Source organism: Amycolatopsis sp. NPDC051758 (assembly GCF_044453095.1).
Classification (GTDB): domain Bacteria; phylum Actinomycetota; class Actinomycetes; order Mycobacteriales; family Pseudonocardiaceae; genus Amycolatopsis.
In genome coordinates this window covers 1-14,277 of record NZ_JBITCJ010000023.1, presented here as the reverse complement: position 1 = coordinate 14,277, position 14,277 = coordinate 1, and the positions used below count along the sequence as shown (strand labels likewise).

Sequence of the window (14,277 nt, the reverse complement as noted above, 5' to 3'; positions counted from 1 at the left end):
GAGCTTCTTCGACCGGCCCCGTGCGCTTCGGCGTGCGGGGCCGGTTTTTCGTTTTCGGTGACAACCATCGGTTGTCGTCGGCGCCGGAAAGGCTGTTGGACCCGCCCGGCCTCCCCGCGGTTTGCTTGTCGCACAACGGAAACCGAGGAACAAGGGAGTGCAGGATGGTCGAGGGTATCGCGGCCGGGGTGCCGTTCGTGGCGGCGCCGCCGGCGAACCCGGACGCGCCGGCGGCGCTGGTCGCGGGCTGGCACCTGATGGACGCGCCGGCCAGTGAGCAGGCGATGGCCGCGGCCGTCCCGATGGCGGGCCTGCAGGCGTGGCGGGTGTATTTTGGCCTGCCGCTGACCGGGGCCCGGCTGCCCGAAGGTGGCCACGACGAACTCTTCCGGCGGGCGAGCGAGGACGCCGTGCTGAACGTGTTCGAGCCGGTGACCGAGCAGGCGGCGGCGGAGTTCCCGGCGGCGCTGGCCGAACTGCGCGACCGGCTGCCGGGCGCGACCGGCCCGCTGGGCGTGTTCGGCGGCTCGGCCGGCTCGATCGTGGCGCTGGAGGTGCTGGCGCGCGGAGCCGTCGAAGTCGCGGCCGCCGCCGTCGCCAGCCCGGTCGTCCGGCTCGCGCCGATGATCGCCGCCAACGAGCGGCGCTTCGGGGTGACCTACCCGTGGACCGAGCGGTCCCGCGCGGTCGCGGCCCGCTACGACTACGTGAACCGGGCCGCCGAGCTGAGCGCGCCACTGCTGCTCGTCACCGGCGCGGACGACGACGTCGCCGTGCGCGAGCCCGCCGCGGCACTGAGCGGGAAAGTGGGGGCCGAGCTGGTGACGGTCGACGGGATGGCGCACGAGTTCGCACCGGGGACGGCGGCCGCGGCCGCCGTCGACGCGGCGTTCAGCGAGTGGTTCGCCCGCCGGCTACGAGGCTGAGGTCCTCGTCCGGCAGCCAGGCGTGGCCGGGGTCGTAGGCGCACCAGTCCTCTTCGCGGCTGGTGCGCCCGGCCAGGGCCAGCAGCCGCCGCAGCGCCGGGTGCGCCTTCCCGCGCCGCCACACCAGCGACCACGGGAACAGCGGGGACGGCGCGAACGGCAGCACCTTCAGGTTCAGGTCGGGTGCGAGCTCCATGTCCGCGCCGGCGAGGGTGACCGCCGCTTGCCGTACCGCGTCTGCTCGAGGGTGTGCCGCAGGTCGTAGCTGACGCCGGAGTCGTCGATCGGCACGTCGAACCGGGCGCACATCGCCTGCAGGTAGGACAGCCATTCGGCGGCCCCGCCGGACCCGGGCAGCCAGATCCCGTCGGCACGCAGCTCGTCGAGCGGCAACACGTCCAGGACGGCGAGCGGGTGTTCCGGGGCGAGCAGCGCGACCAGGGGCTCGAGCCGGATCGGGCGGTGCTCCAGCTCCTCGGGCAGCGGCCCGCCGAAACCGGTGACCCGGCCGATGGCGGCGTCGAGGCGGCCGGACAGCAGCGGCTCGACGGCGTTCGCGAACCCGCCGCCGGCGACCCGGTCGATCCGCAGCCCGGGCTCCCGCTCGGCGAGCCGGCGGAGCACGAACATGGGGGACAGCCGGAAGTCGACGACGTCGAGACGCAGCGGCCGGTCCTCGGCGCCCATCGCGGCCACCGCCGCGTCGGCCACCCGCAGCAGCTCGTGCGCGTGCGGCAGGAAGCGCTCGCCGTCGCCGGTCAGCTCGACCGAGCGGTTGGTGCGCAGGAACAGCGGCACACCCAGGGACTCTTCGAGCTTCCGGATCCGCTTCGACAGCGCCTGCTGGGTCAGGAACAGCGCCTGGGCGGCCCGCCCGAAGTGGCGCTGCTCCGCGGTGACGACGAACGCCCGCACCTGGGCGAGGTCGAGGTCCACCGGCTCACGCGCCCGGCGGACGGTCCCGGACGACGCAGGTGAGCCGCGCGGTGCAGGTGCGCCGGCCCTCGTCGTCGGTCAGCACGATCTCCGCGGTGATGGTGCCGCGGCCGACGTGAAGCGGTGTCGCGACGCCGGTGACGGTGCCCGAGCGGACGGCCCGGTGGTGGGTGCAGGACAGCTCCAGGCCCATCGCCGCGCGGTCGGGGCCCGCGTTCAGCGCGGCCACCGTGGAGCCCAGCGCCTCGGCGAGCACGGCGTTGGCGCCGCCGTGCAGCAGGCCGTAGGGCTGGAGGTTGCCCTCGACCGGGATGGTGCCGACCACGCGTTCGGCGGTCGCTTCCAGCAGCTTCATGCCGACCTTGTCGTTCAGCTGCTGGTCGGCGGCGGCGGGGTCGATCCCCGACAGCCGGTCCACGTCGACGTGGGCGGCACTCTCGGTCACGCAATGCTCCTCTTCCTATGCGACACGTAAGAGTGTCGGACCCTCAGCCTAGACTCGGGCCCGTGAGCCCGAGTGAGAAGACGACCGTTGCCAACGCCACAGGAACCACCGCGACCGCGGAGCGGCCGAAGCTGCTGCTGATCGACGGTCATTCGATGGCCTACCGCGCGTTCTTCGCGCTGCCCGCCGAGAACTTCAAGACCAAGACCGGGCAGGTCACGAACGCGGTCTTCGGGTTCACCTCGATGCTCATCAACCTCCTGCGCGACGAGGCGCCCACCCACCTGGCGGTGGCGTTCGACCTCTCGCGCAAGACGTTCCGGTCGGAGACCTTCGCCGACTACAAGGCCAACCGCAGCGCGACGCCGGACGAGTTCCGCGGCCAGGTCGACCTGGTGCGGGAGGTCCTCGACGTCCTCGGCATCCCGTCGCTCACGAAGGAGAACTTCGAGGCCGACGACATCATCGCCACGCTCACCACACAGGCCACGGCCGAAGGCTTCGACGTCCTCATCTGTACCGGAGACCGTGACGCACTCCAGCTGGTGACCGAGCAGGTCACCGTGCTGTACCCGAAGCGCGGCGTCTCGGAGATGACGCGGTTCACCCCGGACGCCGTCGAGGAGAAGTACGGGCTCACTCCGCAGCAGTACCCCGACTTCGCGGCGCTGCGCGGCGACCCGTCGGACAACCTGCCGAACATCCCCGGCGTCGGCGAGAAGACCGCGGCCAAGTGGATCAAGCAGTTCGGCTCGCTCGACGACCTGATCGACCGGGTGGACGAAGTAAAGGGCAAGGCCGGGGAGGCGCTGCGCGCGCACCTCAGCTCGGTCCAGCTGAACCGCCAGCTCACCGAGCTGATCCGCGACGTCGAGCTGGAGATCGGGCCGTCGGGGCTGGAGCTGCGTCCGTGGGACCGCGAAGCCGTGCACGCGCTGTTCGACGAGCTGGAGTTCCGCGTGCTGCGGGACAGGCTGTTCGCGACGCTGCAGAGCGCCGAACCCGAGGCCGACGAAGGGTTCGAGGTCTCGGGCGACGCGCTGGCCCCCGGCGCACTGGGAGCGTGGCTCGCCGCGCACGCCGGTGAGGGTGAGCCGGTGGCGCTGGCCTTCCGCGCCGTCGGCACGTCGGTCCGGTCCGACCTGCGCGCGGTCGCCTTCGCGGCGGCGGACGGCGAAGGCGCGTACGTCGACGTGACGGCGATGGACCAGGCCGACGACACGGCGCTCGCCGCCTGGCTCGCCGACCCGAAGATCCGCAAGACCGGCCACGACCTCAAGGTCCCGCTGCACGCGATCCGCGCCCGCGGCTGGGCGCTGGCCGGGCTCGCCATGGACACCGCGCTGGCCGCGTACCTGGTGCGGCCGGGCCAGCGCACCTTCGAGCTGGACGACCTCGCGCTGCGCTACCTGCACCGCGAGCTGCGCTCGGAGACCGACGGCGGTGACGGCCAGCTGTCGCTGCTCGACGGCGGCGCGGAAGGCTTGGAGCAGAAGGAGATCCAGGAAGAGCTCGTCAAGGCGCGCGCCATCTTCGAGCTGGCCGGCGCGCTCGAAAAGGAGCTCGAGCAGATCGGCGGCGCGCGGCTGCTCGCCGAGCTGGAGCTGCCGCTGCTGGAAGTGATCACCGAGCTGGAGATCGCCGGGGTCGCCGTCGACCTCGAGCAGCTGACCACGCTCGAAGCGCACTACCTTTCGCGCGTCACGCAGGCGGCGGAGGAGGCGTACGCGGTGATCGGCAAGCAGATCAACCTCGGCTCGCCGAAGCAGCTGCAGGTGGTGCTGTTCGACGAGCTCGGCATGCCGAAGACCAAGCGCACCAAGACCGGCTACACCACCGACGCCGAGGCGCTGCAGGGCTTGTTCGAGAAGACCGAGCACCCGTTCCTGCAGCACATGCTGGAGCACCGGGACGCGACGAAGCTGCGCACCACGGTCGAAGGGCTGATCAAGTCCGTCGCCGACGACGGCCGCATCCACACCACGCTGCTGCAGACGATCGCGGCCACCGGGCGGCTGTCCTCGACCGAGCCGAACCTGCAGAACATCCCGGTCCGCACCGAAGAAGGCCGCCGCATCCGCGACGCGTTCGTGGTCGGCGACGGCTTCACCGAGCTGATGACCGCGGACTACAGCCAGATCGAAATGCGGATCATGGCGCACCTCTCCCAGGACGAGGGCCTCATCGAGGCGTTCAACTCCGGCGAGGACCTGCACACGTTCGTGGCGTCGCGGGCGTTCTCGCTGCCGCCGGAGGAGATCACGCCGGAGCTGCGCTACCGCGTCAAGGCCATGTCGTACGGGCTCGCGTACGGGCTGTCGGCGTACGGGCTTTCGCAGCAGCTGCGGATTTCGACCGAGGACGCCAAGTCCCAGATGGAGGCGTACTTCGACCGCTTCGGCGGCGTGCGCGACTACCTCCACTCGGTGGTCGGCGTGGCCGCGAAGAACGGGTACACCGAGACGGTCTTCGGCCGCCGTCGTTACCTGCCGGACCTCAACAGCGACAACCGCCAGCGCCGCGAGATGGCCGAGCGGATGGCGCTGAACGCCCCGATCCAGGGCAGCGCGGCCGACATCATCAAGGTCGCGATGCTGAACGTGCACAACGCGCTGGTCGAAGCGAAGCTGCGGAGCCGGATCCTGCTGCAGGTGCACGACGAGCTCGTGCTCGAAGTCGCCGAGGGCGAGCGCGAGCAGCTGGAGAAGCTCGTCCGCCAGGGCATGGGTTCGGCCTACGAGCTGGCGGTCCCGCTGGAGGTTTCGGTCGGCTACGGCCGGTCTTGGAACGACGCCGCGCACTAGCGTCTCGCTGCTTCCCGACGAACCCCGTGCCGGTCCGGTGCGGGGTTCGCCGGTGTCCGGGCCGCCTACGGAGGGTCGCCGCGGGAATCACCGGGTCGTGGCGCGGGTCTACTCGGCCGGACGGCGCAGCGTGCCGGGGGACACGACGAAGCTGGGTGGCCCGAACAGCCCACCCGGGCCCGGCCGGAAGGACCAGCACATGGCCACCGACTTCCAGCGGCGCAAGATCTCCGGCGTTTTCGGCGCCATGGACGCCGACGACGACGGCTACCTCACCGAGTCCGACTTCCGGGCCCTCACGTCGAGATGGCTCGAGCTCCGCGGCACCGACGGCAGCACACCCGAAGGGGAGAAGCTCGCCGCGATCATGATGGGCTGGTGGGCGGCGCTGCTCGACGCGTCCGATCGTGACCGCGACGGCAAGGTCACCCTCGACGAGGTCCTCGACGTCGTCGACGCGCTGCCGAAGATGCCGGGCGCGGTCACCGGCACGGCCGACGTGATGTTCGAAGCCGTCGACGAAAACGGCGACGGCGCGATCACCGCCGACGAGTACCACCGGCTCATCGCGGCGTGGAACGGCGTCGACACCCCCACCGAAGACGTCTTCGCGCACCTCGATCTCGACGGCGACGGCCGGCTCTCCCGCGCCGAGTTCACCGGGCACTGGTACGAGTTCTGGGCCGGCGACGACCCGGCGGCACCCGGCAGCTGGGTCTTCGGCCGGGTCTGAACCACTCACCGGCACACCACACCCCTCGGCGTTGCGACGAACGGAGGAGTCCGTTCGGGTGAGCCGTTACCGCTGGGTAGGGAGGTCGGCGGCAGGCCGTGGCGATCACGGCGTAGGGTCCGCCGAATGGGGTTCGAGCGGGAGCGACGACGCTGGCGAGTCCGGCTGCACGACGAGCTCGGCCGGGTGTGCGGGGCGGGCACGGTGCTCGACGAGTACCACGTGCTCACGAGCGCGCACGTCGTCGAAGCCGCCGGTGGTCCGCGTTCCGCGCTGAGTGTCGACTTCGTGGGTTTGGCCGAGGCGCTGCCCGGCGCCGCCACGGTTGTCGAAGGGTGCTGGGTGCCCTCCGACGGCGGTGGTCACGGCGATCTCGCCCTGCTGCGCCTGGAACGCCCCGAATCCCGCGTGTTCCGCGCCCCGCTGCACCGCATGCCGCTCGGCGAGCACCAGCTCGTGCGCGCCTTCGGGTTCCCGCCCGGTTCGGTCGGCCGCTGGACCCACGCCCGGCTCGGCGCCCCGGAACAGACCGGCGGCGAATGGGTCCGGCTCTTCCGGACCGCCGAAGCCGAACCGCTCGGCCCCGGCTTCGGCGGCACCGCGGTGCTGGACGAGGCGACCGGGCACGTGGTCGGCATGGTCGTCGGCAAGGACACCGGCACCTGGATGATCCCCGTCGAGACGATGCTGGGGCACCTGCCGCAGCTGAGCATCTGGGCCTCGGGCAGCCCGGCCGTCGACGCCAGTTTTTCGCGCCCGGTCGGCGAAGCGGTCGACGTCTCCTTCGTCCAGCGCGTCGCCGACTGGTTCGCCAAGGCCGAGCCCGGCACGGTCTGGGTCGTCGACACCGGTGAGGCCGGCTCGCCCATCGCCGCGGCCCTGCGGTTCGGCATCGTCCTCGCCGACCGCGAACGTTCCCTCGGTGTCCCCGGCCTGCCGCCCGCGCTCGGCTCGATGCCGCCGGCGGGCAGCGTCGACCTGGCCGTCGACGCCACCGGCCGCACCGCCGACGCCGTCCGGCACCGCATCGCCGACCGCCTCACCACCGGTGTTGCCGGCCGCACCCTCGTGGTCGACGCGATCGACGACTCCGCCGAGCCCGACCGGCTCGTCGGCGAGGTGCTCGCGCCCCTGGCCGGCCGCGCGGCCGAGCTCGGCCTGCGGCTGCTGCTCGGGTTCCGGGAGGAGTCCTCGCCCGGCGTCGCGGCGGTGCAGGCCGGCACGGTCCAGGCCCGCCCGGCCGCGGACGACCTGTCCGGCCGGCTCGACGTGCTCACCCAGTCCGTCGAGGAGCTCGGCGAAATCGAGGCTTACCAGCTGCGCGTGGCGACGCGCTTCACCGGCGTCGCGATGCTTCCGGCGCGGGCCCAGCGGCTGCGCGCCGCGCTCAAGCAGCTGCGGTCGGCCGAGGTCGACGGCGACGCGGAGTGGGTCGAGCGCCACCTCGGCAGCCACGAGCACGCGGTGGCCCCGGCGGTCGAGGACGGCCGCCGCCAGCGCGCGGTGCTCGACGGTCTGGTCGCCCGCCGCGAAGAGCTGCGCGCCCGGCTGGCCGGCGACCACGAGCTCGCCCGCGAGCACGGCCTGGACGGCGACCCGGAGCTGGAGCAGGCGTACGTCCCGGCTAAGCGGCTGCTGATCGACGGCCCGTGTGAGCTGACGGCGGCGGCAACCGCGGTGGACAGCTATGCGGCGGCGGTCCGGGCCCGCATCGAAGACCGCGGCTGACGCTCAGCCGGCCGGATTCCAGCGCCCCAATGTGGCCTTCGGTGCGTGCGACGCAACCAAGGCCGCCTTGGGTGCGTGAGACGCACCGAAGGCCACATTGGGCGCGGGCGCGTACCCAAGATCGCGGCTGACTTCCCGCTCGGCTTTCGGGCGCCGGAATTGTCGGTGCCGGGCGGTAGAGTGGAAGACGGGGGGCGCCCCTGCGGGCGGCCGCGGGTGAGCCGGCTTTCGAGCAGCAGTCGGCCCCGGGAGGGCAGCCGGCCGCCGAGCCGCGAAGCTAGCGGCGCCCCAGCCCGCGGATCAGCACCATCACCGCTTCGCGGACTTCCGCCCGGGTCCGCTGTGGCCCGAACACCTGCCAATCCAGCGCCACCACCAGCATCGTGCCGAACAGCCCGGCCGCCGCCGTCGGGATCTGGACGCCGTCCGGTAGCCGGCCGGCCGACTCCAACCGGGACAGCTGCTGCTTCACGATCGAGATGACCTCCTCGCGCAGCAGGGAAAGCGTGCCGTGCCACTGGCCGGGTGTCCGCCACAGCTCGCTCACCAGGATCTGCGAAAACCCCGGGTAGCGGGCGATGAACGCGAGTGTCGTGTCGACCTGGGCCTCGATCACCTCGAGCGGGTCCGCGTCGGTCACGGCGGACCGCAGCTGCCCGGCGAGCAGGTCGACGCCGTAGCGCAGCAGCGCGTCGACGAGCCCGTCCTTCGACCCGAAGTTGTAGTAGACCGTGCCCTTGGCGACCCCGGCCGCGGCGGCGATGTCGTCCACCGTCAGCCCCACGAGGCCCCGGCTCTTCGAGAGCTCCAGAGTGGCCTCGAAGAGCTTCTGCTTGGTCCCGCCGCTCACAGGCTCAGCTCGGGCTTGAGCGCGGACACCGTCCAAACGCGACGCTTGCGCGCGGCCAGCGTGGACACCAGGATCCCGCCGGCGAGGTACGCCAGCAACACTCCGATGTCACCCAGGATCTGCACGGTGGCGCCACTGTAGAACAGGTGGCGGAAGCCGTCGATGGCGTAACCCATCGGCAGCACCACGTGCAGCGGGTACAGCGCGTCCGGGATGGTCTGCCACGGGAACGTGCCGCCCGCGCTGACCAGCTGCAGCACCAGCAGCACCAGCCCGAGGAACTTGCCGACCGCGCCGAAGAACGCGTTGAGCGCGTGCACCACCGACGTGAACGTGAGCGACACCAGCACGGCGAACCCGATCGCGCCCAGCGGGTGCGCGATGTGGATGCCGACCAGCCAGGTCACCGCGCCGAACAGGACGATCACCTGCGCGACGCCGAGCAGTGCCGACGACAGCCAGCCGCCGACCGCGACCCGGAACGGCGCCGCGCCCGCGGTCAGCGCGCGGGTCGAGAGCGGGCGCAGGATCAGGAACAGCACAAACGCGCCGATCCAGGTGGCCAGCGAGATGAAGAACGGGGCCAGGCCCGCGCCGTACGTCCCCGCCGACGCTTCGCCGTTGGCGTTGACGGCCACCGGGTCGGCGATGGTGTTCGCCGTCGCCGACCGGGTCGGGTCGTCCGGGTTCGGGATCTCCTTGAGCCCGGCGGAAAGCCCGTCACGCAGCTTCACCGCGCCGTCCGCGAGCTGGTTCGTCCCGGTGACGGCGGTCTTCTCACCGTCGTTGAGCTTCGCAGCGCCGTCTCGCAGCTGGTTCGCGCCGTCGGACGCCTGCGCGATGCCGTTCGCCAGCTGCGGGGACGCGGCGGCGAGCTTGGCCGCGCCGTCGGACACCTGGCGGGCGCCGTCGGCCAGCTTCGCGAGGTCGCCGTTGGCCTGCTGGATCTTGCCGTTGGCCTGGTCGACGGGGGAGCGCAGCTGGTCGGCCCGGGCGACGATCGCCTGGATCTGAGCTTCCGGCACCCCGGCGTTGCGCAGGTCGGTGACGAGCTGGGTGCGGTAACCGTCGAGCTTGCCCTGGATGTCGGACGACGCCGTCGCGGCCAGCGAAGCCGCGTCGGCGACCTTCTGGTCCCCGGCGGCCACCTGCGAAGCGCCGTCGGCCAGCTTCTGCGTCTGGGACGGCAGATCCGCGGTGCTGCTCTTCAGCGTGCCGAGACCGGTGGCGAGCGTCGACGAGCCGTCCGCGAGCTGCGCAGCGCCGCCGGCGAGCTGTTGCTGCCCCGACTTGAGCTGCGTGGCGCCGTCGGCGAGCTGGGCCGCGCCGGTCGAAGCCTCCTGGATCTTGCCGTAGATCGTCGAGAAGCCGACGAGGAACCGGTCCGCGGCCTCACTGCCGACCTTCTCCGCGATCGTCTTGCGCACCTGCTCGGCGACCTGCTTGGCGATGGTGCCGGACAGGTAGTTGTTGGCGTCGTTGGTGGTCAGCGTGATCGTCGCCTGCTGCGGCTGGAAGGTGCCGACGCCCAGCAGGGCGGCGGAGAAGCCGTTGGGGATGCCGATCGCGAAGGAGTACCTGTCGTCGCGGACGCCGTCGCGGGCTTCCTGCTCGGACACCTCGTGCCACTGGAAGGTGCCGGACTTGACCAGCTCGTCGGTCACCTCGCGGCCGACGTTGCGCTGCTGGCCGCCGGAGTCCTGCGCGCCGGTGTCGCTGGTGAAGACCGCGGCGGGCAGCTTGTCGAGCCGGCCGTACGGGTCGTAGTTCGCGTAGAGGTAGAAGGACGCGTAGAGCAGCGGAACCAGCACGAGCGCGACCAGCGCCAGCTTCGGCATCGTGCCGGTGGACAGGCGGCGCAGCTCGTTGCGGGCGATCCGGAAGGCGTTCATGCGGGGTCTCCGTCGGCGCTCTCGGGGAGCTCTTCGGTGGGTTCGGGTTCGGGGGAGAGGTGCTGCGGCGCCGGCTGCTCGGTCGAGCCGATGCGCGCGGGGGTGAACGGCAGCGCGGACAGCGGCGTGGTCGCGGTCAGCACCACGACGGCGAGGCCACGTTCGGCTTGCTCACGCGCCAGGCCGGCCCAGCTGCCGACGTCGCTGGTGTGCCGGTCGGGGGTGTCGAGCACGAGCACGCGGACACCTTTGCGCTCCGCGGCCAGCTCGGTGAGCAGCCGGGTGCGCAGGGCGGGGACGAGGTTCTCGAACCGCGTGCCGGCGAACGGCGCGGCGTTGTGCTCCGCGAGCCAGCGGGTGACGTCTTCCTTGCCCGCCGGGCGGTGGGCCAGCGCCAGCTCCTCGCCGACGACCACGCGCAGGGAAAGCGCGTCGTCGGGCTCGCTGACCCCGGGTGCGTCGACGACCGCGACGAGGCCGGGCAGGTCACCTTCGGCGCCTTCGGCGTGCACCGTGCCGGTGGTCGGCTTGAGCCGCCCGGCCAGCGCGAGCCCGAACGCGGTGACGCCGACACCGGGTTCGCCGTGCACGATCGCCAGGTCACCCTCGCCGACGGTCAGCGAGGTGGGCGGTAACAAGGTGCCGTGGTGCCCTTCGAGGGACACCCGATCGGCTCGGACCTGCACGGTGGCTCCAGCATGTTTTTGAACTGACCGGTCAGTTCAAAAACTAGCCCTCGCCGGGGCCCGGGGCAAGATCACCGGACGCACGTCACACTCGTGGGTGACTCACCGCAGCGCCGACGCCGGGCGCACCTCCCACGTCGTCCACAGTGGACGATAGCCCTGCCGGTGCCAGAACACCGAGGACAGCGGGTTGGTCGGGTTGTAGTAGAGGTAGGTGCCGGTGGCGTCCGCCTCGTGGAACTCCCGGTGCACGCGGGCCATCAGCGCCCGGCCCAAGCCGCCGCCGCGCTCGCCGGGCGCGGTCACGACGTTGTTCACGTAACCCCAGCGCCCCGAGGGGAGCATCTCGGCCGCTTCGCTGCCCGGCAGCACGTCGATCCACGCGCAGTGCGCCAGCGCGCGGACCTCGCCGCCGTCCTCGGCCAGCCAGACCCCCGGCTCGCCGGCGTCGAGGGCCTCTCGCAGGGCGGGGGCCAGCAGGTCGGCGGTGTTGGCACGGCGGGGCGCGGCGACCAGACCGGTGTAGTCGAACGTCGCCGCGGCCAGCTCCAGCGCCGCGGCGAAGTCGCCCGGCCCGGCCCGGCGGATCGTGACGGCGGATTCGGCCTCGGCCGGGGCAGCGGTCCGCACGCCCAGCGCGCCGAGCGGGACCAGGCCGTGGTCGAGGAAGGCGCGGATCGCCTCGGCGTCCCGGCTGGGCCAGACGACGACGCACGCCGAGTCGTCCCCGGTTTCCTCGGTCTCCAGCCGGCCCTTCAGCGCACGCAGCAGCAGATCGGCGCCCTCGGTGCCGGTGGCGCCGATGTAGGGGAAGAGCTGCCAGGTGTCGGCGGCCGACCACAGCATCGGGACGTCGCCGGGCGCGAACCGCTGCCGCTGCAGCACCGCGGTGACCCGGGTGCCGTCCGCGGTCGCCGCGTCCAGCCGCTCACCCTCGGCCGGGGGCGCGGCGGGCGGCAGCAGCGCGTCGACCGCGGCGAAGCGCGCCCGGTGGGCGGCGAACAGCGGGTCCGCGAGGTCGTCCATGGGTCCCCCTGGGTCTCGGTCAGGACCAGGCGGGGCGCCGGATCCACATGGTCCACAGTGGACGATAACCCTGCCGGTGCCAGAACACCGGCGAGAGCGGGTTCGCCGGGTGGTAGAAGAGGAACGTACCGCGCACGCCGGGCCGGGCCAGCTCACGATGCGCGACGGCCATCAGCGCCCGGCCCACGCCGCCGCCGCGGGCCTCGGGCGCGACCGACAGCGTGTCGACGTAACCCCAGCGCCCCGGCGCCAACCGGCCGTGGATGCTGTCGCCGGGCGTGGGCGAAGCCAGCGCGCAGGCGGCCATCCCGGCCGGCACGCCGTCGTCTTCGGCGAGCCAGACCAGCCCGCTGAAGCGCAGCGAGCGGACCACCTCCGCACGCAGCAGCGGCCGGGCGCCCGGCCGCGGCACCGCGGTGCCGACCAGCGACGTGTAGCGCCATTCCGCCAGCCGCAGCCGGGTCAGGGCTTCGACGTCGGAGTCCCCGGCCCGGCGGACGGACACCCGCGGCGGGCCGTCGCCGGCGGGCGGGCCGGGGGCGCGCACCGCCAGGCAGGTCATCGGCGCGAACCCGTGCGCCAGCAGGACCGCCGACGCCTCCGCGTCACGGCTCGGCCAGGTCAGCGAGCAGCCCGAGTCGAGGGCGGGCCGTGTCCCGCGCATCCGCTCGCGCCACGCGTCCAGCAGGGCCGCGAGGCCCGCCGCTCCACTGTCACCCGGCACCGCCGTCAGGTCCCAGAGCTCAAGCGGCCCCCAGAGCGCGGGCCACGACCCCGGCGCGTGCACGACGTGCGTGAGCAGGCCGCCGGCCTTCAGCCCGCCGGCGGTGACCACCAGCGGCTCGCTCGCCGCCGGCGGGGCCGCGATCGGCGGGAGCAGCGGGTCGAGCGCGGCGAACCGCGCGTTCTGCTGCTCCTCCAGGGGGTTCACGAGCGGTGCGTGCGGAAGATCGCGGTGCCCGGGAAGAGCCGGCCGCGCAGCGGGCTCCACTGGCCCCAGGTCCGCGTGTGGCCCTCCGGCCACTCCGGCTCGACCAGGTCGGTGAGGGTGAACCCGGCCGCGGCCAGCGCGCGGACGTAGTCGCCGAGGGTGTGGTGGTACTCGACGTAGGTCGCGGTGCCTTCGTCGTCGACCTCGACGTAGGGCGTGCGGTCGAAGTACGGCTGGGTGACGGTGAGCCCCTGCGGGCCCGGGTCGTCCGGGAAGATCCACCGCATCGGGTGCGTCACCGAGAACACCCACGGCGCGCCCGGCCGCAGCACCCGGTGCACCTCGGCGAAGACCGCGTCCACCGAAGCCACGAACGGGATCGCGCCGAACGCCGAGCAGGCGGCGTCGAAGCTGCCGGAGGCGAGTGGCAGGTACTCGGCGTTCGCCTGCACGAGGGGCACGGCGACGCCGGTGCGTGTGTTGCCGTCCTGCGCGTGGCGCAGCATGCCGGCGGACAGGTCGGTCGCCACGGCGCGGGCGCCCGCCGCGGTCAGCCAGCGCGAGCACGCGGCCTGCCCGCAGCCGATCTCCAGCACGCGCTTGCCGCGGACGTCGCCGAGCAGCCGCGCCTCTTCTTCGCGCACGCCCTCCGGGCACCAGACGAAGTCGGCGTCGCCGAGGAACCCGCCGTGCTCGGCCTGGTAGTCGTCGGCGTCGGCGTCCCACCAGGCGAGGTTCGCCGCCGCGGCCTCCGGCCCGCCGACCTCGCGGTAGGCGACGGCGGTCGTGCCCAGCCGGTGCTCGGCCGCTTCGTGGCGCCCCGGCGCGGCGGGGTCGTTCGGTGGCATGATGGTGTCTCCGGTCCCGGCCGCCGGTCCCTGCTCCACCTGCGTCCTCCTGCGTGCGTTTGCCTTCGCGAGGACCTTAGCGATCGCGGGGGGACCCTGATTGTGCCGCCTGGTGACTGCCGCGTAGGATAAGTGTTAGCGCAGTGGGTTCGCGCTGCCTTCCGCTCAGCTTCTGGTTGGGAATCGGGTCGCGCACCGTTTGCGGGTCATGCCGCGGTCGTTCACTGGTGGACGTAGCTCGTGGGGTCGTCGCATGCCGTAGCAGCCCATCGCGCCGACAACTGCCAACCCTCGATCCCATCCACCGGAGCAACCCGCCTAATGACCACCGACACCGCCACCGCCCCGACCGCCCCCGTTGGGGCCCCGCAGGTCGCCATCAACGACATCGGGTCGGAGGAAGACTTCCTCGCGGCTATCGACAAGACGATCAAGTACTTCAACGATGGCGACATCGTCGAAGGCACGATCG

Annotated in this window: 11 protein-coding genes and 2 pseudogenes; 5 read left to right on the top strand and 8 right to left on the bottom strand. The window is 72.6% G+C overall.

Annotated features, from left to right (window positions below; translation table 11 throughout):
- Positions 1–164 precede the first annotated feature (164 nt).
- Positions 165–926, top strand: a complete 762-nt coding sequence (locus ACIA5G_RS51475; RefSeq protein WP_395937469.1) for a prolyl oligopeptidase family serine peptidase — start codon at positions 165–167, stop codon at positions 924–926.
- On the opposite strand, the pseudogene ACIA5G_RS51470 reads toward ACIA5G_RS51475, so the two are convergent.
- Together ACIA5G_RS51470 and ACIA5G_RS51465 are read right to left on the bottom strand one after the other, a co-directional pair.
- Positions 892–1,862 (bottom strand): annotated as a pseudogene (locus tag ACIA5G_RS51470) (LysR family transcriptional regulator). The gene ACIA5G_RS51475 and the pseudogene ACIA5G_RS51470 sit on opposite strands and share 35 nt — an antisense overlap.
- 4 nt (positions 1,863–1,866) lie before the next feature.
- Positions 1,867–2,307 (bottom strand): PaaI family thioesterase, encoded by a 441-nt coding sequence (locus ACIA5G_RS51465; RefSeq protein WP_395937467.1) that lies wholly within the window; start codon positions 2,305–2,307, stop codon positions 1,867–1,869.
- A gap of 62 nt (positions 2,308–2,369) precedes the next feature.
- Between ACIA5G_RS51465 and polA the strand changes: the two genes are divergently transcribed.
- From polA to ACIA5G_RS51450, 3 genes are all read left to right on the top strand, one after another.
- Positions 2,370–5,111 (top strand): DNA polymerase I, encoded by a 2,742-nt coding sequence (gene polA, locus ACIA5G_RS51460; RefSeq protein WP_395937465.1) that lies wholly within the window; start codon positions 2,370–2,372, stop codon positions 5,109–5,111.
- Between the two features lie 199 nt (positions 5,112–5,310).
- The gene (locus ACIA5G_RS51455; protein WP_395937593.1) at positions 5,311–5,844 is read left to right on the top strand and encodes an EF-hand domain-containing protein; all 534 of its coding nucleotides are present in this window, start codon (positions 5,311–5,313) and stop codon (positions 5,842–5,844) included.
- Between the two features lie 126 nt (positions 5,845–5,970).
- On the top strand, positions 5,971–7,572 hold the full coding sequence (locus ACIA5G_RS51450; protein ID WP_395937463.1) for a serine protease: 1,602 nt from the start codon (positions 5,971–5,973) through the stop codon (positions 7,570–7,572).
- 277 nt (positions 7,573–7,849) lie between these two features.
- Here the strand turns inward: ACIA5G_RS51450 and ACIA5G_RS51445 are convergent, their stop codons facing one another.
- From ACIA5G_RS51445 to ACIA5G_RS51420, 6 genes are all read right to left on the bottom strand, one after another.
- Positions 7,850–8,422: a TetR/AcrR family transcriptional regulator gene (locus ACIA5G_RS51445; RefSeq protein WP_395937461.1), complete on the bottom strand. Its 573-nt coding sequence runs from the start codon at positions 8,420–8,422 to the stop codon at positions 7,850–7,852.
- Positions 8,419–10,314 carry a YhgE/Pip family protein gene (locus tag ACIA5G_RS51440; protein ID WP_395937459.1) on the bottom strand — a complete coding sequence of 632 codons (1,896 nt, stop codon included), beginning with the start codon at positions 10,312–10,314 and terminating at the stop codon, positions 8,419–8,421. The genes ACIA5G_RS51445 and ACIA5G_RS51440 overlap by 4 nt, the downstream gene beginning before the upstream one ends.
- Positions 10,311–11,000: an ABC transporter ATP-binding protein gene (locus ACIA5G_RS51435; protein WP_395937457.1), complete on the bottom strand. Its 690-nt coding sequence runs from the start codon at positions 10,998–11,000 to the stop codon at positions 10,311–10,313. The genes ACIA5G_RS51440 and ACIA5G_RS51435 overlap by 4 nt, the downstream gene beginning before the upstream one ends.
- 102 nt (positions 11,001–11,102) lie before the next feature.
- A complete protein-coding gene (locus ACIA5G_RS51430) occupies positions 11,103–12,026 on the bottom strand; it encodes a GNAT family N-acetyltransferase (protein ID WP_395937455.1) in 924 nt (307 codons plus the stop codon).
- Positions 12,027–12,045: 19 nt separating this feature from the next.
- Positions 12,046–12,957, bottom strand: a complete 912-nt coding sequence (locus ACIA5G_RS51425) for a GNAT family N-acetyltransferase (protein WP_395937454.1) — start codon at positions 12,955–12,957, stop codon at positions 12,046–12,048.
- Entirely contained in the window at positions 12,954–13,805 is an 852-nt protein-coding gene (locus tag ACIA5G_RS51420; RefSeq protein WP_395937591.1) for a class I SAM-dependent methyltransferase, read from the bottom strand. The genes ACIA5G_RS51425 and ACIA5G_RS51420 overlap by 4 nt, the downstream gene beginning before the upstream one ends.
- Before the next feature lie 321 nt (positions 13,806–14,126).
- On the opposite strand from ACIA5G_RS51420, the pseudogene rpsA reads away from it, so the two are divergent.
- Positions 14,127–14,277: pseudogene (gene rpsA, locus ACIA5G_RS51415) on the top strand (30S ribosomal protein S1); the annotation flags it as partial.